Source organism: Metabacillus halosaccharovorans (assembly GCF_002019635.1).
Classification (GTDB): domain Bacteria; phylum Bacillota; class Bacilli; order Bacillales; family Bacillaceae; genus Metabacillus; species Metabacillus halosaccharovorans.
On record NZ_KV917371.1, the window covers coordinates 1,304,072 to 1,327,781 of the forward strand.

The 23,710-nt window shown below is 37.5% G+C and carries 18 protein-coding genes; 10 read left to right on the plus strand and 8 right to left on the minus strand.

Annotated features, from left to right (window positions below; genetic code table 11):
* Positions 1–45: 45 nt before the first annotated feature.
* A complete protein-coding gene (locus tag BK577_RS06005) occupies positions 46–1,062 on the minus strand; it encodes a BMP family protein (RefSeq protein WP_078432095.1) in 1,017 nt (338 codons plus the stop codon).
* A 362-nt stretch (positions 1,063–1,424) separates the two neighbouring features.
* On the opposite strand from BK577_RS06005, the gene BK577_RS06010 reads away from it, so the two are divergent.
* Entirely contained in the window at positions 1,425–1,883 is a 459-nt protein-coding gene (locus tag BK577_RS06010) for a DinB family protein (protein ID WP_078432096.1), read from the plus strand.
* A gap of 42 nt (positions 1,884–1,925) precedes the next feature.
* Here the strand turns inward: BK577_RS06010 and BK577_RS06015 are convergent, their stop codons facing one another.
* The 4 genes from BK577_RS06015 to BK577_RS06030 form a co-directional block, all read right to left on the minus strand.
* Positions 1,926–2,747 (minus strand): uroporphyrinogen-III synthase, encoded by an 822-nt coding sequence (locus BK577_RS06015; RefSeq protein ID WP_078432097.1) that lies wholly within the window; start codon positions 2,745–2,747, stop codon positions 1,926–1,928.
* A gap of 307 nt (positions 2,748–3,054) precedes the next feature.
* On the minus strand, positions 3,055–3,954 hold the full coding sequence (gene purU / locus BK577_RS06020; RefSeq protein ID WP_026562997.1) for a formyltetrahydrofolate deformylase: 900 nt from the start codon (positions 3,952–3,954) through the stop codon (positions 3,055–3,057).
* Positions 3,955–4,031: 77 nt separating this feature from the next.
* Entirely contained in the window at positions 4,032–4,484 is a 453-nt protein-coding gene (locus BK577_RS06025; protein ID WP_078432098.1) for a threonine/serine exporter family protein, read from the minus strand.
* Positions 4,485–4,529: 45 nt separating this feature from the next.
* Positions 4,530–5,285: a threonine/serine exporter family protein gene (locus BK577_RS06030; protein ID WP_264142442.1), complete on the minus strand. Its 756-nt coding sequence runs from the start codon at positions 5,283–5,285 to the stop codon at positions 4,530–4,532.
* Positions 5,286–5,447: 162 nt separating this feature from the next.
* Between BK577_RS06030 and BK577_RS06035 the strand changes: the two genes are divergently transcribed.
* Both BK577_RS06035 and ade read left to right on the plus strand, forming a co-directional pair.
* The gene (locus BK577_RS06035; RefSeq protein WP_078432100.1) at positions 5,448–7,439 is read left to right on the plus strand and encodes an alkaline phosphatase D family protein; all 1,992 of its coding nucleotides are present in this window, start codon (positions 5,448–5,450) and stop codon (positions 7,437–7,439) included.
* 219 nt (positions 7,440–7,658) lie between these two features.
* The gene (gene ade, locus BK577_RS06040) at positions 7,659–9,389 is read left to right on the plus strand and encodes an adenine deaminase (RefSeq protein WP_078432101.1); all 1,731 of its coding nucleotides are present in this window, start codon (positions 7,659–7,661) and stop codon (positions 9,387–9,389) included.
* Between the two features lie 281 nt (positions 9,390–9,670).
* On the opposite strand, the gene BK577_RS06045 is transcribed toward ade, so the two are convergent.
* Positions 9,671–10,693 (minus strand): HEAT repeat domain-containing protein, encoded by a 1,023-nt coding sequence (locus BK577_RS06045; protein ID WP_078432102.1) that lies wholly within the window; start codon positions 10,691–10,693, stop codon positions 9,671–9,673.
* Between the two features lie 240 nt (positions 10,694–10,933).
* On the opposite strand from BK577_RS06045, the gene treP reads away from it, so the two are divergent.
* The 7 genes from treP (at position 10,934) to BK577_RS06080 (ending at position 19,433) form a co-directional block, all read left to right on the plus strand.
* Positions 10,934–12,334, plus strand: a complete 1,401-nt coding sequence (gene treP, locus BK577_RS06050) for a PTS system trehalose-specific EIIBC component (protein ID WP_078432103.1) — start codon at positions 10,934–10,936, stop codon at positions 12,332–12,334.
* An 80-nt stretch (positions 12,335–12,414) separates the two neighbouring features.
* Positions 12,415–14,100, plus strand: coding sequence for an alpha,alpha-phosphotrehalase (treC, locus tag BK577_RS06055; protein ID WP_139367274.1), 1,686 nt, complete (start codon positions 12,415–12,417; stop codon positions 14,098–14,100).
* 52 nt (positions 14,101–14,152) lie between these two features.
* Positions 14,153–14,872, plus strand: coding sequence for a trehalose operon repressor (treR, locus tag BK577_RS06060; RefSeq protein WP_078432105.1), 720 nt, complete (start codon positions 14,153–14,155; stop codon positions 14,870–14,872).
* 294 nt (positions 14,873–15,166) lie between these two features.
* A complete protein-coding gene (pepT, locus tag BK577_RS06065) occupies positions 15,167–16,399 on the plus strand; it encodes a peptidase T (RefSeq protein WP_078432106.1) in 1,233 nt (410 codons plus the stop codon).
* Between the two features lie 352 nt (positions 16,400–16,751).
* Positions 16,752–17,192 carry a GNAT family N-acetyltransferase gene (locus BK577_RS06070; RefSeq protein ID WP_078432107.1) on the plus strand — a complete coding sequence of 147 codons (441 nt, stop codon included), beginning with the start codon at positions 16,752–16,754 and terminating at the stop codon, positions 17,190–17,192.
* 180 nt (positions 17,193–17,372) lie between these two features.
* A complete protein-coding gene (locus BK577_RS06075; RefSeq protein WP_078432108.1) occupies positions 17,373–18,620 on the plus strand; it encodes an MFS transporter in 1,248 nt (415 codons plus the stop codon).
* An 87-nt stretch (positions 18,621–18,707) separates the two neighbouring features.
* Positions 18,708–19,433, plus strand: a complete 726-nt coding sequence (locus BK577_RS06080) for a DUF421 domain-containing protein (RefSeq protein WP_078432109.1) — start codon at positions 18,708–18,710, stop codon at positions 19,431–19,433.
* Positions 19,434–19,633: 200 nt separating this feature from the next.
* Here the strand turns inward: BK577_RS06080 and BK577_RS06085 are convergent, their stop codons facing one another.
* Together BK577_RS06085 and BK577_RS06090 are read right to left on the minus strand one after the other, a co-directional pair.
* Positions 19,634–21,667 carry an ABC transporter ATP-binding protein gene (locus BK577_RS06085; protein WP_078432110.1) on the minus strand — a complete coding sequence of 678 codons (2,034 nt, stop codon included), beginning with the start codon at positions 21,665–21,667 and terminating at the stop codon, positions 19,634–19,636.
* The gene (locus tag BK577_RS06090) at positions 21,668–23,416 is read right to left on the minus strand and encodes an ABC transporter ATP-binding protein (RefSeq protein ID WP_078432111.1); all 1,749 of its coding nucleotides are present in this window, start codon (positions 23,414–23,416) and stop codon (positions 21,668–21,670) included.
* Between the last annotated feature and the right edge of the window lie 294 nt (positions 23,417–23,710).

Below are 23,710 nucleotides of genomic sequence, written 5' to 3' on the forward strand. Positions count from 1 at the left end.
ACCGACTGCAAAAGTTTGTAGTCGGTTTCGGATGGTCTATTCTATTTAGTTCTCTAAAGGATTTTTAACTTCCAGCTTCCCACTGACAATATCTTCTTTTAATGCTGTTACTTGATCAATGACTTCTTGTCCGACAAAGTCACTTAATGGTGTTTCACTCTCATGTGTAACATATGTTAAACCAACACCTTCTTCTTTTAAACCGTAAGCAACAACACCCGGCTCATACGTACCTTCAGAAAAAGCCTTGATTGTTTCGTAAGCTACTGCATCTGTTCCTTTTAACTGAGAAAGAACGATGTGCTCCGGGTCCAGCTCTGTACGGTCAATATCTTGTCCAGCAGTATAGAACCCTTTTTCTTCTGCAGCTTCAAATACACCAAGGTCGCCAACAGCTGCCGCACCAGCGATAAAATCTGCACCTTTTGATGCTTGTAATAAAGCAAGCTCTTTTGCTTTTGCAGGGTCATCAAAGCTTCCTACATAGTTCACAATATATTCCGCATCAGGATTTGTTGCTTTTAGGCCCTCTTCAAAGGCAACTGTCCATTTTTTTAATAGGGGAATATCCATTGCTGCTACCATACCAACTGTATTTGTTTTTGTTGATAGACCAGCCGCTGCACCTAAAAGGTAAGCTGCTTCATGTTCTCTAAAATTTACGCTACGTACATTTGGTAAATCAACGGTTGTATCAATTATCGCAAATTGTTGATCAGGATTTTCTCCTGCCACTTTCTTTAACGCATCCTCTGATTCAAAAGAAGACGTAATAATTAAGTCATAGCCTTCTGCAACAGCTACACGTAAGTTTTCTTCGATTGCAGAATGGTCTGTTGATTCAATTGTTTTAAGCTCAAAACCAAATTCCTCAGCAGCATCCTTAGCGCCATCGTCCATTTGCTGGAAGAAAGGGTTCACCCCGATTTTTTCCGGTAAAACAAGGGCAATTTTCTTTGCTTTTTCTTCTTTTTGATCGCCTGCTGAATTTGATGTTTCATTTGCTCCACAACCAGCAAGCAGGAATGTGAATAATGCAATAAACATAAATAACTTTTTCACGTAAGACCCACCTCTATTTTCGTGTTTTTTTCATCTACTGACAAATATACACTAACTTATCAGTTAAATAAACATTAAATACAAACATTTTTATATTTTTTGTTAAAAATGTTCGTATTTTACACAAAAATGCCCTTCCTTTTAAAAGGAAGAGCATTTTATCTAAATTTGTCGAAAAATTAAATTATTTCTTATTTTAAAGAAAAATGAAAATAATGCAAGATCTTTTTCTGAAATAATAATACTAAATTCGTTTTTGGATATAGATGTGGCGGGACATACAATGAAGCATAATTAAAGTTATTTTCTTAACTTTGGGATATAATTGTGTTGAATTGAACTTTTTTAGGGAGATGGTACGCATGGCAAGAATCAATGAGTTAGTTTCAGGCTGGATGAGACACCGCAAAGTACTACATGAACTACTTGATACATTTGAAGATCAACATCTTAGCTATAAACCATGGGAAGAAGCTATGTCACTTTCAGGGCTTGTCTTACATATTTCAGGTGCTATGGAAATGTTTGCTGATACTGTGAAAAATGGAGAGTTCACGCCTCCAACAGGGCCATCAAAAATCGAAACAATAAGCGAACTAAAAGCATTAGTAGAAAATCAAACAAATCAGACAAAATCTAAGCTGGAATTATTAACCGAAGATCAACTGGCTGCAATTGTTGAATTTGCCGGTATGAAGATGCCTGGCTTAGTACTGCTTGAAAGCGGAAAAGACCACGAAATTCACCATAAAGGTCAGCTATTCACATATGCTCGCTTACTTGGAGTTGAATCTTTGCCGTTCTTTGTTAGTCGGTCTTAAACAATAAAATGCCTGACATCCTTTTAGGATGTCAGGCATTTATTAGTTTGTGTTCTCTTCCAGCCCTTTATAATAATTGACCAAAGCAATGATGGCACTTCCCATACGTTCTTCCTCTGGAACAACCATTCTTGTAATTCCAACTTCTCTTAATGCCTGTGCTGTTACTTTTCCAACGGAAACAGCCATTACATTTGTAGAAAACGCCTCTAAGAGTTCCTTTTCCAGTCCATGTTCTTTTGCATATGACATTAAAAATCTGGCCTGCGGTGTACTTGTGAAATTCACTGCGTCTATTTTTCCAGCTAGAATTTCACGAACAAGCTGTTCCATCACTTCAGGCTTCGGCGGGATGTGCTTATAAGGAAGGATTTCCCGATATTCTGCTTGCTGTTCTTCAAGAAATTCAATTAAAAGGGGTGCTGGATCACCATGAAGCTGCAGAGCCACCCGGCAGCCTTTTAATGAATGTCCACGTAATTCTCTCACCAAACCAGCCGTACTTCCATCATCATCTCTTACATCTGGTGTTAACCCAAGCTTTTTAAGAACATTAACAGTCTTATAGCCTCTTGCCGCAATTTTTGCATTTGATAATGCTTGGAGGAATTGTTCACCTAATTCCATGTTTGCAGCTGTTTGATAAAGCTTGTCTGTTCCAAGTCCTGTTGTAAAGATGAGCCAATCAAAGTTACCTTCAATGAGGGCATGAATTTCTTTTTCTACATTTGTATCGTCTAAAAAAACAGTTCCCTGTGCCGGACGAATTAACGCTTGCCCACCTAAGTTTTCTACTAATTTACTTAACTCTTCAGATTTACGCTGACCTGCAAGGGCTATTGTTTTGCCATTTAGTCGCTTCATAACGTACCTCCGCTTACACTTTATTGCTCATATTGTATCACTTTTTTGAAAAGTTCGTTATCTAAATTGGCAGCTAGTTAATATGCTAGGTTCGAAACCGTTGGATATTAACTTTTGAGAGGTTCTTTAAGCGTAATTTTGCAAAAAAACTGCGAATTTTGCAGAGTTGGACATTTTTTTGCAGATTCTACGATTATTTTGCAAATCTTTAATTATTCTTGCAAGGTTGGCCTGCTTTTTTGCAAAGTCCACTTTTCCCCTTACTTCATTCAAAAAAGAGGTTCGAAAAAATTCGAACCCCTCTCATTTAAAAGACAATTGTTTTATTTTCATGAACAAGAATTCGATCCTCTAAATGCCATTTAACAGCTCTTGCCAGTACACTTCGTTCAACAGATCGTCCGATTTTCTTTAAGCTGTCAACATTGTCACGGTGATCGACACGGCTAATATCTTGTTCAATAATCGGGCCTTCGTCCAGGTCATTTGTTACGTAATGGGATGTAGCACCAATTAATTTTACACCACGTCCATATGCACGTTCATATGGTCTTGCGCCGATAAACGCAGGTAAGAATGAGTGGTGAATATTGATAATTTTATTTGGGTTTGCAGATACAAACTTTGGCGTTAAAATTTGCATATAGCGAGCTAAAATAATCAAATCAATATTGTGTTCTTTTAAAAGCTCCAGCTGCTTTTCTTCCACTTGTTCACGAATATCCTTATTTGCCGGGATATAGTAGAATGGAATGTTCAAAGGCTCGACAACTTCTCTTGCTTCCTCATGATTGCTAATAACCATGGCAATGTCTGCCATTAAATCGCCGCTTTGCCATTCCCAAATTAGCTCTAATAAACAGTGTAGCTCTTTCGAGACAAAAATGGCCACCTTTTTCATATTGTATACATGAGTCAGTTTCCATTCCATCGAAAATTCCTTCGCAATGTCACCAAATTGATTTTCCATCTCAGACGCTTTTTCCTTCAGGTTTGGACATTCAAACTCAATCCGAATAAAAAATGTACCGCCTTCAGGATTTGTCGAATACTGACTTGATTCAATAATATTCGCATTATGTGAAAATAAGAATTTCGAAATGGTAGATACAATACCAGGTTGATCCGGACAGCTAACTAATAAACGTCCGCGATTTTGATTGTTATCCTGAAATTGTTGTATTTGATTTTTTATAAATGCATTCATTTTTTAAAATACCTCACTATTCATAATTAAAACATTATACATTAGACTTACCAATTATTTAAGATCAAATTTATTCTTCATGATCTGATAGATTGTTTATTTCCTCTATTTTTCACCTTACGTATGATTTGATTCATCACTTCTGATAAAACCAATCCGATGGCAATTGAGCCTGAAATCATAAAGGCTTTGGCAGCAAGTGCTATTGCTTCATTATAATGATTTTCTACAACCTGCCGCATCGCATCATATGCTAAACCACCCGGTACTAATGGAATGATTCCTGAAACATTAAAAATGATAACAGGTGTCTTATGCCTCTTCGCGTAAAATTGACTAATAATGGCAATGAAAAATGAGGCAATCAACGTAGAAACCACGCTATCATTCGAATAGTCATACAGGCCGATATAAATCATCCAACCAATCATACCGACAAGCCCCGCCCGCAATAGAGCTTTTACAGGAGCATTAAAAATAATCCCAAATGCAGCTGATGCGACAAAGCTTGTGAACACCTGTTCAATCAAACAAAAACCCCCTTAAACATACGGAAGCGGCTCATTTGAGACTTCTTAATAAAACGAAAAGACAACCGCAACACCTGCTCCTATCGCAAATGCCGTTAAAAACGCCTCTGCACCTTTTGATATACCTGACACTAAATGGCCTGCCATTAAATCTCTAACAGCATTTGTAATTAATAGACCCGGTACTAATGGCATCACGGAACCAATGATAATCTTATCAAGTTCTGTTCCTATATTAAGGACCACAAAAAAGACTGATAATAGTCCGATTAGTAATGAAGCCAGAAATTCCGCAAAAAATTTTATTTCAACAAGTTGATGAATATAAATCAAGCTTGAAAATCCAATCCCTCCAGCCACAACAGCCGGTAAGAAGTCCGACCAAGTTCCTTGAAACATAATAAGAAAGCATCCGCTCGCAATAGAAGCAGCGGCAATTTGCACCCAAATTGGATAAGCATGTGCATCAAGCTCAATTACTTTTAACTGATGATACGCCTCTTCTACAGAGAGTTCTCCATTACTAATTTGCCTTGAGACTCCATTAACCTTTGCAACTTTTTGTAAATCTGTTGAACGATCCACAATTCTGACTAGCTGTGTGGGTGTTTTACTGCTAACAGAAAAAATAATTCCTGTTGGTGTGACATAGCTATGGGAATCTGCAATTCCAAAAGCTGCGGCAATTCTCATCATTGTATCTTCCACCCGATATGTTTCTGCACCACTCCTAAGCATAATCTTACCCGCCAGCAAACACACCTCGATCACATCAAAGGTTTGGTTTTGGTTATTCGTCACCAGCTCCACCATCCCATTGTAAAATATCTAGTTAGAGTTTAATGAAGAATTCATTTTTAAGCAAATCTTTCAACATAAACAACTTGTTATCGTCCTCACAAAAATCCTTAACTATGAATAACGTAGGATAAATACCTATTTTTCAAGGTGGTGACTGGACCAATGCAAATACCTATGATTTTATCCGGTCCTATCCTTCGTCGAGTAGACAATAATCAAGTGACAATTTGGTTGGCAACTAGTGAACATGTATCAATTACAGCAGAGGTATTGACCATTCAAAAATCACAAAAGAGCTTAAATTATGAGTCTTTCCCAGTCCAATCAAAAACAAAAACGATAAACTTAGGAAAAAAATTGTTTGTCCATTTAATTAACATATATCCAACTAAAAAAAATTTCCCTGTCGAAGAACTACTGGGCTATAACCTTTATTTAGAAAATGGCGCTCAAATGTATGATCTCGACAGCTTTCACTTATTAACCGCAAACCATCCAGATTCACTTGTTTATGAAGGATTAGACTATCCAACGTTTTATATTAGCACAAATAAAGAGTCGCCTGTTCTATATGGTTCCTGTCGCAAAGCACACGGAAAAGGACAAGATGCCTTACCGAGTGCTGATCAAACTCTCCAGCAACATCGGTTTGATCTTAATTTACGACCATGCTCTCTTTTTATGCTTGGAGATCAAATATATGCAGATGATATTGCAGACCCACTTGTCCCTTATCTCCAATTAATCACACACGAAATAATTGGTGAAAATGAAGATCTTACTTTAGTTGAACCTAAACTTCAGCAATATTTACATTACTTATACAAAATTCAAGGCAGACAGGAGATCATTGACACATTATGTAACTTTACATCCTCACATGCACACAACCATCTGATTTCCTTCGGTGAGTATGCAGCGATGTACCTGCTAAGCTGGAGCCCTGTTCTTTGGAATTTATTTCATCCAAATCATGATAAAGAACAGCTTCCAGAAAGATACGATGAACAATTGGAAGAGCTTCACGATTTTCGCCGAAACACATCAAAAGTAAGAAGAGTGCTAGCCAATATCCCGACCTATATGATCTTTGATGATCACGATATAACAGACGATTGGAACATCTCATCCGAATGGAACAAAGATGTATACGGAACGTCTCTTGGTAAACATATCATTTGCAATGGCTTAACAGCGTTTTGGGCATTTCAAGGTTGGGGAAATCAACCAGATACCTTTCATGATGATTTTATCGAAACCATGCAACAATATGTGAAAACATATCCGATTGGATCCCAACCCTATCAAAAGTGGCAGGATACACTATTATCTTTTGACTCATGGCATTTTATCGCACCGACAACACCTCTCACTCTTTGCTTAGATACTCGTACACTTCGAGAATATGATTCTTCGAAAGCAAAAGTAAAACTACTGCATCTCATAAACGAGACTGTGAAGACACCAATCTTAATAGGACAAAAGGGATGGACATTACTAGATCAATTGCTTAAAGATTCCAAATGGAAAAAAGGGAATATCCTTCGCATAGCATCACCTACACCTCTATATGGAGTAGATGTAATTGAATCTTTTTTAAAAAAGCAAGTGTATCCTTTTCAATACTTTGGTGCTTCCGTTCAGTATCAATTAGATTTTGAGGCGTGGAAATACAATTTAACCGGATTCTATTCTTTCCTTCACTTTTTATCAAAACATCAATTGAGAAAATGCATCATTTTATCAGGTGATGTTCATTACGCCTCAGCTGTAAAGGCAAATGTCAGCCTGAATGGTGAAGAGCTTTCCATTTACCAAGTAACAAGCAGTCCGATGAAAAATATAAGTTTTGATTGGTTAACAGGCAGCATGATAAAACTGATTGTGCGGCTTAACACTTTACGCAGAAATGAACCGATTCCGAAAAGGTTTGGCAAAAAAGATGGAGCATGGACTGAGTTGGAAAACTCAAATCACGATAACACCGTCACATACTGGGAAGAGGAAATTAGCTATCAGTCACTAGAACATGGAACTATTGTCGAAACACAAAATAACCTTGGGCTTCTTCAAGATAAAAAGACAGCCCTACAAAATACTTTACTGATAAACACAGAGGAGCAACTCCATTTTGACCCATTTAGAAAATCATAGATACCTTTCTTTCGCAAACATGTCAAAAACACCATGTAATATATGTTGACATGATATGTTACACGTTTTAAAATGTATGCTAATCTATAAGAAAATATAAAAATCTGGATGACTTCCGCAAAGAGAAAGTATCTTTTTCTTGCGGTTTTTTATTACAGTCATTTAAATAAAATCATTTTGGGAACTATACTACCGGCAAAGGAAAGGAGCTTTTTCCTAATGAATCATTCTTTAACTAGAAAACTAGCTGCATCAGCAAAGAAGGTAAAAGCTGATATCGTGATAAAAAACGGAAAATTCATTGACGTATTTAATGGTGAAATTATCGAAGAGAACATTGCGATTCAAGATGGAATCATCATCGGAATTGGTCAATATGAGGGTAAAAAAACCATTGATGCAAATGGGAAATATATTTCTCCCGGATTTATCGACGGACATGTACACATAGAATCCGCCATGGTCACTCCACAGCAGTTTTCACAGGTTGTCGTTCCAAACGGTGTTACTACAGTCATTGCCGACCCGCATGAAATTGCAAATGTAAGTGGTAAGACAGGCATTCAATTTATGATTGATTCCGCTAAAAACCTTCCTCTAAACATATTCTTTATGCTGCCATCCTGTGTTCCTGCAACACCATTTGAAAACGCAGGAGCTACATTATCAGCGAATGATCTAAGGGAATTTTATCAGGAAGACACTGTACTTGGTCTTGCAGAAGTAATGGATTTTCCATCCGTCTTTCATCAAGAACAAATGATGATGGAAAAGCTCTCTGACGCTCATCAACTTGGGAAAAAAATTGATGGTCATGCTGCCGGAATTACTGGAGATGCTTTAAATGTATATGCAGCTGCAGGTATTAAAACAGATCATGAATGTGTCACTCCCGAGGAAGCACATGAAAGGTTAAAAAGAGGGATGTATGTGATGCTGAGGGAGGGTTCCGCAGCCAGAGATGTAAAAGCCCTTTTGCCGGTTATCACAGAACGAAATGCAAGACGCTGTCTATTTGTTACAGATGATAAACACTTAGATGACTTGATTGCAGAAGGAAGCATTGATTATAACATTTCCCTATCTATTGAAAATGGAATTGATCCGATCACTGCCTACCAAATGGCGACACTTCATGCAGCCGAGTGTTTTGGATTAACAACAAAAGGTGCTATTGCTCCCGGATATGATGCCGATCTTATCTTTTTAGATGATCTGCATACCGTTAAAGTTAACCAAGTATTCATTAAAGGAGAACTCATTGCAGAAGAAGGTCATTGTGTACATTCTTCTTATAAAACAGATATGATACCTTCCTCCTTATTAGATACGATCCATATTAACGAAATAGGCCTTGAAGATATCCAAATACCTTGTCCAAAAGATGCATCAGCCAATATTATTGAAATCATCCCTAATAAAATTATCACAAAGCATGTAGTGGAAAAAGTTGATTCTGAGAATGGCCATTTCCAACCCTCGATTACAACGGATCAGCTTAAAATGACTGTGATTGAACGACATTCCTCTACAGGAAATATCGGGTTAGGTATTGTAAAAGGGTTCGGCTTAACGTCTGGAGCCATTGCTTCAACTGTTGCCCATGACTCTCATAACATCATCGCAATCGGGACAAATGATCAAGATCTTCTAAAGGCAATAGACGTTTTAAAAGCAATGGGAGGCGGCTTAGTTGTGGTGAAGGATGATGAGGTGATTGCATCATTGCCACTTGAAATTTCAGGTTTAATGACGACTGCTCCTTTTATTCAAATTAATGAAAGTCTGAAGGAAATAGACAAAGCCTTGTTTGAAATTGGGTTTTCTGGAAATTTTAATCCTTTTTTGACCATGTCATTTTTGGCTTTACCCGTTATTCCGGAACTTAAATTAACAGATTTAGGGCTGTTTCAGGTGAAGGATTTTAAGCATATTGAGGTTATTCAGTAGGGATGTTTCCAATATGATGCTGCCTCCTAATACAGGGAAACAAGTTCGTTCCATTACGCTCCCGACACAAGACTCGCCGGGGAGGAAGCTGAGCCTCCTCTGCTTCGCCTGTGGGGTCTCAGCCTTTCCTCTACTTCCCGCGGGAGTCACGTGTCTTCCGCTCCATTTCACTATAGGTTTAATAAACATTAGAAAACAACATACTTTTTGAAAACTTCAATAATAACCCTAACCTTATATCCCTTAAAAGCCAATTCTCGCTTTAGGGAATTCCCTTTTGTTCACCTCTTATGTAAAGCATCTTCCCACATCTCTAATTTTGGATGATCAATTCCGAGAATTTTGAAGTAACTGTATGCCAGAAGGTCGATGTCAATGAAAGATGATGATTCTATTTTATTTAAATAATCATGTATTTCGGGTTCTGCTAATGGTGATAGTTGATGGACTAATGCTTCGAAAATTGTTCCCTGTAAGTTTTCTTCAACCTGATGATAAGCTTTTCGTAATTCATTTACTGCATGTTCTGATTTTATATTTTCGATAATTGAAGTGGCAAAGATATTGGCTTCCTCATCACTTAGGTAAACCTTCATAGCTTCAACAACTTCATCTGTTTGGAATGTGATAAGTGCTTCGGATATTTCCTCCAACAGCATATCATCGTCTCTTGTTAAAAGAGAGGCGAGTTGAACTGTGGCTTCCTTCATCTCCATTAGCCCCATCATATAGACGGCCAAATATCCGTCATATTGAAACCATTCTTCATTTCTATTCGCTTCAAACATCATCATTACTTGATTCTTCGATATGTATTTCCTTTTCACCAGGGTAGATGCAATTTTTTTCGCTAAAAGATATGTATTCATATCAAAGTTGCTTTCACTTTCAAGTCTGGTCAGGATATTTATGTACTCCCTCCACACTTCATCTTCCGAGCCATCTACAAGCACTCTATAAAGATCCCAGTCTTGTTCTTGAAATATACCTGATAATAAATGCTGGTTTCTCAAGATGATATCAGGGGTAAAGTCCAGTAATAATTGGGCAAAAAAATGACGAATACTATCATGTACCTGGCCTAGTCCCTTTTCTACTACATTCGATGTCTCTTCATCCTCGGGATCCATCTTTACATATAAGAGAAGTGATGCTTTCTCAGGATTATCTATAGCTTCTTGGAGTAAAATCCTCGTCCATTCGCGTTTTTTATTCGGATAGTCGTGAAGAGTTTGGGCAATAAACTCTTGTAGAAACCGATCATTTGTTGTGATATATTGGTCAATTATTCTTTCATAAGTCATTTTTTATATTCCTTTCTGCTCACTCAAAACTCCTTTCAGTTTTACCATGTTATGTATCAGTAATTCAATGAAACAATGAATAAAATGTTTACTAAAAATGAAACCGATTTAATTTTTATTGACAACATGTATATACAAGTTTATGATAATACCATAGTTGTATATACAGATTTCAAAAGATAGTTCCTAAATGAAAACGCTATATAACAAAGAAAAGGATACTATACGGGAGGGAAAACCATGAGTGTCGATCAAAAACAAGTAAGTCAAATCATTGATGCCATTGGTGGAAAAGATAATATTTCCGCAGCCACACATTGTGTAACACGTTTACGCTTTGCTTTGGTTGATGAAGAAAAAGTAAATAAAGAAGCACTTGAAGACATTTCATTAGTAAAAGGGTCTTTTTCAACAAATGGACAGTTTCAGGTTGTCATCGGTCAAGGAACTGTAGATAAGGTTTACAAAGAGCTTGTTCAGCAAACAGGAGTAGGAGAGGCATCAAAGGACGATGTTAAGAAAGCTTCTGAGAAGAATTTAAATCCACTTCAACGCGCCATAAAAACATTGGCTGATATCTTTATACCGATTCTCCCGGCTATTGTAACCGCCGGGTTATTAATGGGAATTAATAATATCTTAACAGGACCAGGCATTTTCTTTGATGAACAATCACTAGTGGATGTTTATCCACAATGGGCAGACCTGGCTAACATTATTAACTTAATTGCTAATACAGCCTTTACCTTTTTACCAGGACTCATAGGTTGGTCAGCTGTTAATCGTTTCGGCGGAAGTCCTTTACTCGGAATTGTGCTCGGTTTAATGTTAGTACATCCAGATCTATTAAATGCTTGGGGATATGGTTCTGCTGAAGAAATACCTACATGGAACCTATTTGGATTAGAAGTGGAAAAAATCGGCTATCAAGGCCAGGTTTTACCGATTTTGGTTGCCTCATTCTTACTAGCTAAATTGGAAATCTTTTTAAGAAAACATGTTCCTGATGGGATTCAGCTATTAATTGTTCCTCCATTAACACTATTAATCACAGGTTTTGCTTCATTCATTGTGATCGGACCTGTGACATTCGCAATAGGAAATGTATTAACAGATGGAGTTATTGCGATCTTTGAAAACTTTGCTGCACTTGGCGGTCTTATCTATGGCGGATTATATGCTTTATTAGTTGTAACAGGTATGCATCATACTTTCCTAGCTGTTGATATTCAATTAGCAAATGCAGGAGGAACATTCCTCTGGCCAATGCTTGCTCTTTCAAATATTGCACAAGGCTCTGCTGCATTTGCAATGATGCTTATTTTAAAAGAAGAGAAACAAAAGGGCTTAGCGTTAACATCAAGTATTTCAGCTTGGCTGGGTGTTACAGAACCAGCCATGTTCGGTGTGAATTTGCGTTATCGTTATCCATTCATCGCAGCACTAATTGGTTCTGCTATCGCAGGTTTATTTATCTCCATTAATGGAGTGAAGGCATTTTCGATTGGAGTTGGCGGATTACCGGGCTTCTTATCAATTGATTCACAATTCTGGCCTTCATTCTTTATCGGAATGGCCATTGTCCTTGTTGTACCGTTTGGTTTAACCTATTTGTTAGCTAAAATTAAAAAGGAAAAATAATGCAAAAAGGGACGAGATGTTTGTCCCTTTTCTTGCGTTTCATCCATAGAAGTAAAAAATACACAACGGTGGTGTTTATATTGAATAACCCTTGGTGGAAAAAATCCGTCGTATATCAAATTTATCCAAAAAGCTTTTGCGATACATCCGGAAATGGTGTAGGCGATATTCAAGGAATTATTAGCAAGTTATCTTATTTGAAAAATCTCGGTGTTGATGTGATATGGTTAACACCTATCTATGCTTCACCTCAAAAAGATAATGGCTATGATATCAGTGATTATTACGCAATACATGAAGAATACGGAACAATGAATGACTTTGATGAGCTACTGGAAAAATCCCATCAGCTTGGCATTAAAGTGATCATGGATATTGTCGTTAACCATACGTCAACAGAACATACCTGGTTTAAAGAAGCGAAAAAATCCAAATCAAACCCATATCGTGATTATTATATTTGGAAAGATCCGAAAGAAGACGGTTCTGAACCAACTAACTGGGTTTCCAAATTTGGTGGTCCTGCCTGGGAATATGACGAAGAAACAGAACAGTACTACCTCCACTTATTCGATGTTACACAGGCTGATCTAAACTGGGAGAATGAAGAGCTGCGAAAAGAAGTGTACAATATGATGAACTTTTGGTTTGAAAAAGGGGTCGATGGCTTCAGACTTGATGTCATTAACTTAATCTCAAAAGACCAAAATTTCCCGGATGATGATGGTTCCGTTGCACCTGGTGACGGCAGAAAATTCTATACAGACGGTCCACGTGTACACGAATTTATTCACGAAATGAACAAGGAAGTCTTTTCAAAGCATGACAGTATGACAGTCGGTGAAATGTCATCAACAACCATTGATCACTGTATTCAATATTCAAATCCTGAACGTGAAGAATTAAGCATGACCTTTAACTTTCATCACTTAAAGGTTGATTATCCTAACGGGGAAAAATGGGCAATTGGTGATATGGACTTCCCTGCATTGAAAAAAATCCTTTCTACCTGGCAAACAGGCATGAATACAGGTGGAGGGTGGAACGCTTTATTCTGGTGTAACCATGACCAGCCAAGAGTAGTGTCCCGCTATGGAAATGATGCTGAATACCATAACGAGTCAGCCAAGATGCTGGCAACAACGATTCACATGATGCAGGGGACTCCTTATATTTATCAGGGAGAAGAATTTGGGATGACAGATCCTAAGTTTACATCTATTGAGGAATATCGGGATGTTGAGTCATTAAATATGTACAAAATATTGAAAGAAAAAGGAATGCAAGAAGAAGAGATTCTTGAAATTCTGCAGCATAAATCACGTGATAATTCGAGAACACCTGTCCAATGGAATGATTCAAAGCATGCCGGCTTCACAACAGGGTCTCCATGGATAAATGTAGCTAATAATTATCCACAAATTAATGCAGAAAACGCAGTTGCAGATAAAGACTCTATTTTTTATCATTATCAAAAACTTATAACCTTACGTAAAGAATATGATATTATCACAACTGGTCATTACGAGCTTTTAGTAGAAAATGATCCATCTATTTTTGCTTATTTACGAAGTACATCGACGGAGAAGCTTTTAGTGCTAAATAATTTTTATAACAAACCGGCAACATTTATCTTACCTGATTCTGTTGAGGTAGATGGATATAAGCCGGAAATCCTCATATCTAATTATGATGATACGGGATTGTCATTTAAGAATATGACATTGCGCCCTTATGAATCGGTTGTGTATCATTTACTAAAATAAGACGTTTTAACATCCTTCACCTGTTCATGGTAAGATAGGGATGGTGATAAAAATGAGACAAAATAAATACCTTACAATATATAAAGAATTAACAGATCGCATTAAATCTGGTGAGGTAAAGCCTGGTGAGGTTCTTCCCTCCGAAAATGATTTAACGATTCAATTTGATACGAGCAGGGAAACCATTCGTAAAGCTCTTAACCTTTTATCTCAAAACGGCTTTATCCAGAAGATTAAAGGGAAAGGTTCAGTTGTCATTGATGTTCAAAAAATGAGTTTTCCCATCTCAGGGCTGGTAAGTTTTAAGGAAGTATCCAAAAATCTACAGATGGAATCAGTTATTACAAGGGTTCATGATTTTGGTCTTATTAAGCCGGATGATTTTTTAACGCAACAATTGGATGCCACGAGTAGTGATGAGGTATGGAAGGTTACCCGTTCACGTGAAATAAATGGGGTTAACATCATTTTGGACAAAGACTACTTTTTAAAAAAATATGTCCCTACCCTTACAAAGGAAATTTGCGAAGGCTCTATTTACGAGTATCTTGAAAATCAGCTCAATTTAAATATCAGCTTTGCCAAAAAGGAAATTGTTGTAGAGGATTGTACAGATGAAGACAGAAAATACCTTGATTTAGAAGGCTTTTCTCATATCGTTGTTGTCAAAAACTATGTGTATTTGGAAAACACAAGTTTGTTTCAATACACCGAATCACGGCATCGCCTTGATAAATTCCGCTTTATTGACTTTGCAAGACGCAGCGTGTAACAAGCATTGGGCTTAAGAGCTCAATGCTTGTTTTTGTCTCCAAATTAGCAAGAATACTTTTTAGCATGATAAAATTAGAAAAGCGCAAGCGCCTTGATCATCGCCGTACAAACTGGAGGAGCATTGACTAAAGATTTAGGAAACACGGTAAGCGAAGCGAACCGATGTTGACTTATCGTAGGGAGATGATCTGAAGTTTGATAGGCGATAGGCACTGGAGCTGGACACCGAAACTAAGTACAAAACTTATAAATTCTGATAGAGATAACTCTAACAAAAAGGAAGGAATTCTATATGAAAAAAAAAATCATTGATCGTTTTACACGGTATGTTGTAATTGACACCCAATCTAACGAAGAAAATGAAGCTTGTCCATCTACACCTGGTCAACTTACTTTAGGTAAGCTTTTAGTCGATGAATTAAATTCTATCGGCATGAAGGATGTAACAGTTGATGAAAACGGGTATGTGATGGCTACTCTACCTGCTAATACAGATAAAGATATTCCTACTGTCGGGTTTTTGGCCCATCTTGACACAGCGACTGATTTTACAGGGAAAAACGTTAATCCTCAAGTTGTGGAGTCCTATGATGGTGGAGACATCATACTAAACCAAGAACTGGGAGTTATCCTTTCACCGAACCAATTTCCCAACCTGGCAAATTACCAAGGACATACTCTTATAACAACAGATGGAAAAACATTGTTAGGAGCAGATAATAAAGCCGGTATTGCTGAAATCATAACAGCGATGCGCTACCTTATTGCTAACCCTGATATAAAACACGGAAAAATCCGAGTTGCCTTTACTCCCGACGAAGAAATCGGCAGAGGTCCTCATAAATTTGATGTAGAGGCATTTGGAGCAGACTTTGCCTACACTATCGATGGGGGGCCACTTGGAGAGCTTCAATATGAAAGCTTTAATGCTGCTGCTGCAAAAATTACATTTAACGGAAATAATGTTCATCCAGGCACAGCAAAAGGAAAAATGGTGAACTCAGCGAAAATCGCCATGGCTTTTCAATCCAAGCTACCGGTAATGGAAGCACCTGAATTTACTGAAGGATATGAAGGGTTTTATCATCTCATTTCATTCACCGGTGATGTAGAAAAAACAAAAGTCCATTACATCATACGCGACCATGATAAACAAATTTTTGAATCAAGAAAACAAACAATTATAGACCTTGTCAATGAATTCAAGCAAGTTTATGGTGAAGACGCAATCGTACTGGAACTGAATGATCAATATTACAATATGAAAGACAAAATAGAACCTGTTAAATACATAGTAGATATCGCTTATCAAGCAATGGAAAACTTTAATATTACACCTATTGTTGAGCCAATTCGCGGAGGTACTGACGGCTCTCAGCTTTCCTATATGGGCTTACCAACTCCGAATGTATTCACAGGGGGAGAAAACTTTCACGGGAAATTTGAGTTTATTTCAGTTGATAATATGATAAAAGCAACAAATACAATTGTTGAAATCTGTAAGTTATTAGAAAAAAGGGCTTAAATTCCGCCTGAATCTTGAAGCGGAAGTAAAAAGATATGAAAGACTTTCTTTTCTATTTTAAATCCAGTTTTGTCCTTCATCACCGCTATGAAGGACTTTTCTTTTCTCATTTAACCCAGTTATGTCCTTCATCTATGCTATGAAGGACTTTTCTTCCCTCATTCTCTCCCGGTTTGTCCTTCAACTATGCTATGAAGAACTTTTCCTTCCCCATTCACCCCCGTTTTGTCCTTCACCACCTCTATGAAGGACTTTTCCTTCCCCATTCACCCCCGTTTTGTCTTACCGCAAAGCACATCAAGAGCCTCCATTCATATACTATGCTATCTGAGATTCTAGTGAGGTGCTTCTTATGATAATTAGGAAGGCAGATCAAAATGAAACAAACACACTTCTATATATGACGATAAATGTCATGTCTGAAAGCACCATGGGGTTGGTTCATAATGATGTGCAAATGGGAATGAATATGTTTGTACCGTTATTAAACAGTGGATCTTATTATCTTATTGCTGTTGACCAAAATCAAATTGCAGGGTGGGTACTAATTGGGCCTGATTTCAGTCCTGTTAATGTTCAGAAAACAGGGTCCATTACTTCTCTTTACGTTTTTCCGTTTTACAGAAAGATGGGGCTGGGAAAACAGCTCATGCAATCAGCGATCCAACAATTAAAAGCAGAAGGATTTCAAAAAGTTATGCTGAATGTTTATACAGGTAACCCAGCAAAGCAATTATATGAAACCCTCGGATTTACTGATATCTCTACTGTCATGGAGCTTACCATTAGGTAAATAATCTAACTCTTCTTTAGGGTTGGATTATTTTATTCTCTTTGGAATATACATAAATGTAAACGGAATCATTAATATGTTAATGCATTATTAACCAAATATTAAATTTTGCTAATGTTCTATTTTCTCCTTGAAAATCCTGTAAAATATGATTGTACATCTACTAGGGAGGCCATGAAAATGAGGCGTTTTTCAAAAGAAGAGAATAGTTGGATTTTCTATGATTGGGGTAGCTCTGCCTATTCTATTATTATTTCAACAGCTGTGTTTCCCATTTTTTATAAAAGCTCAGCGACAAATGCGGGGGTTAGCCCGGCAGATTCTACTGCTTATTTAGGATATACGATTGCCATTGCTACCTTTATTTTAGCGATGCTTGGTCCGATTTTAGGGACAATCGCTGATTATCAGGGATATAAAAAACGTTTCTTTTCGTTCTTTTTTTTACTAGGGATTGGGTTTACCGGAATTCTTGCTTTTATTCCCGCGGAACAATGGGTACTTTTGTTAGTTTGCTATACGCTCGCAACCATTGGTTTTTCAGGAACCAATATTTTTTATGATGCATTTTTAGTAGATGTGACATCTGAATCCAGAATGAATCTTGTGTCCGCACGCGGATATGGTTTGGGTTATATCGGAAGTACGATTCCATTTATCATAAGCATCGCAATTATCGTTTTATCACAAAATGGGATCCTGCCAATTTCAACTGTTATCGCAAGTAAAATAGCTTTTATCATCACAGCTGTATGGTGGGGAATTTTTACGATTCCATTGCTTAAGCATGTTCAACAGCATCACTATATTAAACGGGAACGAAATCCAATTATGAACAGCTTCAAAAGACTTTGGAACACCTTAACTGAAATTAGAAAACATCGGGCATTATTTTTATTTCTTCTCGCTTATTTTTTCTATATTGATGGAGTCGGAACGATTATCACTATGTCCACTGCATATGGAACTGATTTGGGAATTGGCTCAACAGACCTCCTTATTGTGCTCTTTGTTACACAAGTTGTAGCAGCTCCATTTTCTATTCTGTATGGAAGGCTTTCTGAAAAGTTTACAGGTAAAAAAATGTTGTATGTTGGAATCTTCATTTATATGATTGTTTGTTTATACGCATATTTTCTTGAAACAACCTTGGACTTCTGGATCCTGGCCATGCTTGTCGCTACGTCACAAGGAGGCATTCAGGCTCTAAGTAGATCTTATTTTGCCAAACTTATTCCAAAAGAGAAAGCAAATGAATTCTTCGGTTTTTATAATATTTTTGGGAAGTTTGCATCGATTATGGGGCCTTTACTTGTAGCAATGACTGCACAATTAACCGGTAATTCCAGCTTGGGTGTTTTTAGTCTAGTTATTCTCTTTATTATTGGTTTTGTGATTCTTACAAAAGTACCTGAACCTAAAGCATAAAAACACATCCTATAAAACAACTCATGTATCTATCTTTCTAATTATGGAAACCCTTTGCCTATTAATATCATTTAGGGAGGCAAAAGGATGGAAGAGACGCTAAAGGATTTGTTGCTTGTTCTTGGACGAATCGTGACAATCCTTCCTTTACTCTTGTTTACCACCATCTATATGGGAAAGCGAACAATAGGGCAATTACCCATTTTTGATTTTCTAATCGTTATCATCCTAGGGGCGGTTGTTGGTGCTGACATTGCTGATCCTGAAATAAAACATCTTCCAACTGCATTTACCATTGTAATGATTGGACTTCTTCAAAAAATCGTTACTCATTGGAAAATAAAAAACAGGAAATTTGGTAAGTTTATTACTTTTGAGCCAACCCTTGTCATTAAAGATGGTAACTTCTTAGTTGAAAACATGAAGAAAATAGGATATTCCATTGATAATATTCTTCAGATGTTGAGAGAAAAAGATGTCTTTGACCCTGCTGAGGTTGATTTAGCAGTCATCGAGGCAGATGGTGCACTGAGTGTATTGAAAAAGATCTCTAAGCAAACTGTAACGAAAGAGGATCTTACTATTCAACCAACTGGAAATACTATCTCCTTTCCTGTCATAATAGAAGGAAATGTCTATAAAGACTCTTTGAATTATTTAAACCTCGATGAAGAGTGGCTTCGACAACAACTATCTCAACATGGCATTATTGATTATCACCAAATCTTTTACGCATCTGTCAATCAGAACCAGGCGTTACATATTTCTTTAGCAAAAGAACCACAAACACCTCTCCCGCCTATTAGACATTAAAAGAGCTGGCCATCATTTTATGGCCAGCTCTTCCATTTTATGTTCCTGATCTCATATTACCTGTCTTACGTTTGTGAAGGATTTTCTTAACGATTGGGTAGATAATTGGCGCCCATTTTATGAGTTTTTTTACCATTTTCATGAACAATTACCTCCTATTACTTGTACCCTTCCCTCTACAAAGATAATTGAAACCTTAATTATCCCGTGTTTACCATTTCTTTGCCTAATTGCAATTGATGCATCTTATAGTATTTTCCTTTTTGCTCGAGCAATTCCTCATGATTTCCTCTTTCCACAATTTCCCCATGATCTAATACGAGAATTTGATCGGCATTTCGAATGGTCGAAAGTCTATGGGCAATGACGAATGTTGTTCTACCTTCTTTCACAACATTTAAGGCCTTTTGAATAATTGCTTCTGTTTCTGTATCGATATTGGCCGTTGCCTCATCTAAAATTAGAATGGCCGGATCATAGGCAAGGGCACGTGCAAATGAGATTAGCTGTCTTTCACCTGCAGATAAAGTACTTCCTTTTTCAAGCACAGGCTCCTCAAATTGCTTAGGAAGCTGTTTAATAAATCTTTCTGCCCCGACATTGCGCAGTGCCTCTCTAATTGTTTCTTTTGAGATCTCAGGATTATCCAAGCTCACATTCGTTTCTATTGTCCCCGTAAATAGAAACGGATCTTGTAAAACAATTCCCATATGCTTTCTGAGCTGTTGACGAGGAATTTCACTTGTGTCCATACCGTCAATCGTAATCATCCCTCTATTAATATCATAATAACGAAATAACAGATTGATAATGGAGCTTTTCCCTGAACCTGTATGCCCAACTAATGCCACTGTTTCTCCCTTTTTGGCTGTAAAAGAGATATTCTTTAACACATCATTCTCGCCATTGTAAGAAAAAGAAACATCTTTAAACTCGACATTCCCTTCAAAACGAGGGAGTTGTTCTACATTTACTTCTTCTCCTTTTTCATCGAGTAATTCAAAGACCCGTTCTGCAGCAACCCGCGCCTGCTCAAGCTGTGCAAGTTGATTGACGATATCTGTTACTGGCTGGAATAATCGGTTTAAATAGTCAACAAAAGCATAGAGAACACCAATTGAAATCATTCCTGCTGCTGTGAGTGATTGCCCGCCAAAGTACCAAATCAGTACAACAAAGGCAATGTTTCGGAGAACATTTACAAGGTTGTGTGATGTAAGGGCATTTAGACTTAAAAGTTTATTCTGATAAGTAAAGTGCTCCTTATTTAATACTTCAAACTCATTGATCGTTTGTTTTTTTCTTCGAAATGCCCTAATGATCGTCATACCTTGAATCGACTCATTTACCATCCCATTAATATCACTAACTCTTGTACGAATTAAATGATTATATTTAGAAGCAAATTTTCGATAAAGGACAGTCCAAGCTATAAGAATTGGTAAGAGAAGTAATGTGATCAAAGCAAGCTTTACATCCAGGAAAAATAGAGCAACAAAAATTCCCGTCATATAAATCCCACTTGTAAAGAAGCTTGCAAGCACTTTAACATATAATTCCCTTATGGCCTCTGTATCGTTCGTTACACGTGCCACTACCTTACCTGCCGGCAGGTTGTCAAAATATTGAATCGGCACCCGCTGGATGTGCTCAAAAACGTCCGTTCTCATTTTTTGAATAATGCGATTTGCCGCTTTTTGAAGTAATAGTGTTTTTCCATATTGAAAGATAGCTGCGATGAACAACAGACCTACATAAAAGCTGAGCAGCATAACAATTGGTCGAATTTCTGGCTGGTAAAAGGCCAACAGCTCTTGACTTGATAGTTTATTCACCTCATAGCTTACTTCTCGTGATCCGTTTTTAATTGTTAATGTATTCCCGGATATTGAGCGTTCTCCATCAAAAGGCAGATGCTCTGCTGTCACATAAAAAGAACGACCTACCTGCACAATTTGAAGCTCATTACTTCCAACTGAACTGCTCTCAGATATAGTCTCTTTCTTTTTGAATAATTGATCTTTATAAACGACCGTTTGATCATCCTTTTCCTGCACTTCAACCCAGGGTTTTTCAATTCCCATCATATGATGATCAATCATTCTCTTTGCGATAAACGGTCCTGTTAGTTCTGCTCCGACAGCAAAGGTTAACATAGCAAGAGCAATCAAGATCGTTCGTTTATAGAGAAGTGCATAGCGGAAGAGTCGTTTTCCTGTTGAATCTTTCTTCATTTAGCTCACCTCTCCATACGAATCAGCTTGTTGACGATCATGTTGCGTTTTATACCACTTGCCAAGCTGAATAAGCTGATCATGTGTTCCTTCTTCCACGATTTTTCCTTCATCCATCACAATAATCCAATCTGCATGCTGAACAGCAGATATACGATGAGCAGAAATAAACGTGGTTTTCCCTTTCCGCTCCTGTCGGATATTTCCGATAATTTTAGCTTCCGTTTTTCCATCAACGGCCGACATGGCATCATCCAGTAGAAGAATTTCAGGATCCTTTATTAAAGCGCGGGCAATCGAAATTCTTTGCTTTTGCCCACCGGAAAGAGCCACTCCCTTTTCTCCGACTAATGTTTCTAACCCTTTTGGAAGAACAGACAGGTCATTTTCAAAAGCAGCTAAGCGAAGTGCTTCCTCAATTTCTTTCTCTGTCACCTGTTCTTTTCCAAACTGTAAATTTTCACGAATCGTTCTGGAAAATAAGATTTGTTCTTGTGGAACATATCCAACCCAGGAATGAAGTGTGTCCAGTAAGATGGATTCAATCCGTTGACCTGAAATCAAGATCTCACCGGTACCTGTTGGATACTCCCTTATCAGCTGCTTAAGCAAGGTTGTTTTACCTGAACCCGTTTTTCCAACAATGCCGATTGTTTGACCTCTTTTCACCTTTAAGTTGATGTCTCGAAGGTTATCTGTTGTTGACGTTGGATATTGAAATGTCACATGTGAAAAAACAATTTCCTCGGGAATATTTAGCTTAACAGGTTCATTCACATCCTTAACATCCTCTTCATAAGTCAGGATTTCATTCACCCGGTCTAATGAAGCGTTTCCACGCTGGAGGATGTTAATCAGTTCTCCGACCGCAAACATTGGCCAAATCAGCATTCCGAGGTATATATTAAAGCTTACAAGCTCTCCTAATGTAATCATCTGATGAAAAACAAGATATGCACCATATCCCAAACCGATACAATAGCTTAACCCTACTAATATTTTAATCGTCGGTTCAAAAAGGGCATCAACTTTTGCAACAGCAATGTTTTTCTCATATACATCCTCTGTCATATTCTTAAAACGTTGTTCATCTGCCTTTTCCTGAACGTATGCGCGAATTACCCGTACACCTGCTATTGATTCAAGTACATTGTCATTTAAGTCACCAAAGGCATCCTGGGCAACCGTAAAGCGCTTGTGAATGAGCTTACCGAAGTAGTTAATAGCTATAGCCATTAGCGGCAATGGAATAAGCGCAGCCAGTGTAAGTTGCCAACTAATCGTAAACCCCATCACAAAGATAATAATGATCATAAAGATCGTTGAATCAACTAACGTGAGAATCCCAAACCCTGCTGTCAATGAAATCGCCTTTAGATCATTTGTCGCTCTGGCCATTAAATCTCCAGTTCGATTTTTCTCATAAAAGCTTGGAGTCATTGATAACAAATGTCTCATGAACCTGTATCTCAGAATCCGTTCAATAAGGTGTGCTCCGCCAAACAACTGGTACATCCATACATAGGTAATTCCATAACTAAGAATGATAAGAGCAATGAAGAAAAATAATAGCTCCCATAACCGCTCCCCTGTCATTTGACCAAACTGAATATCATCAATGGCAACCCCAATAATTTTTGGCGGAATCACGTCTAATATACTAACGATAATTAATAATGAAACGGCAACTGCATACCGTTTCCAATGTTCTTTAAAGAACCAGCCTAATTTCCCAAATACTGAAAACATTTACAATCCCTCCCCTTAATATGAATGAATGTCAATCCGGTTAGCCACCCTTCATCCAATCTAAATCAATACGATTAATCAAATGCTTCATCATGTTAAAAACTCCCTTCTCCTTATAAGATAAAATCTATATAAACGAGCTAAAAAGCCCGGATTTGGAAATAAGACACAAAAAGGCATTATGCGAGTGTGCATAATGCCAGATAAACAATATAAAAACGCACATCACGATTATCGTGACCTGCGTTTGAAATAAACGTTCCCAAAAAGGTTTTAAAAAGATTAATGTTGTTG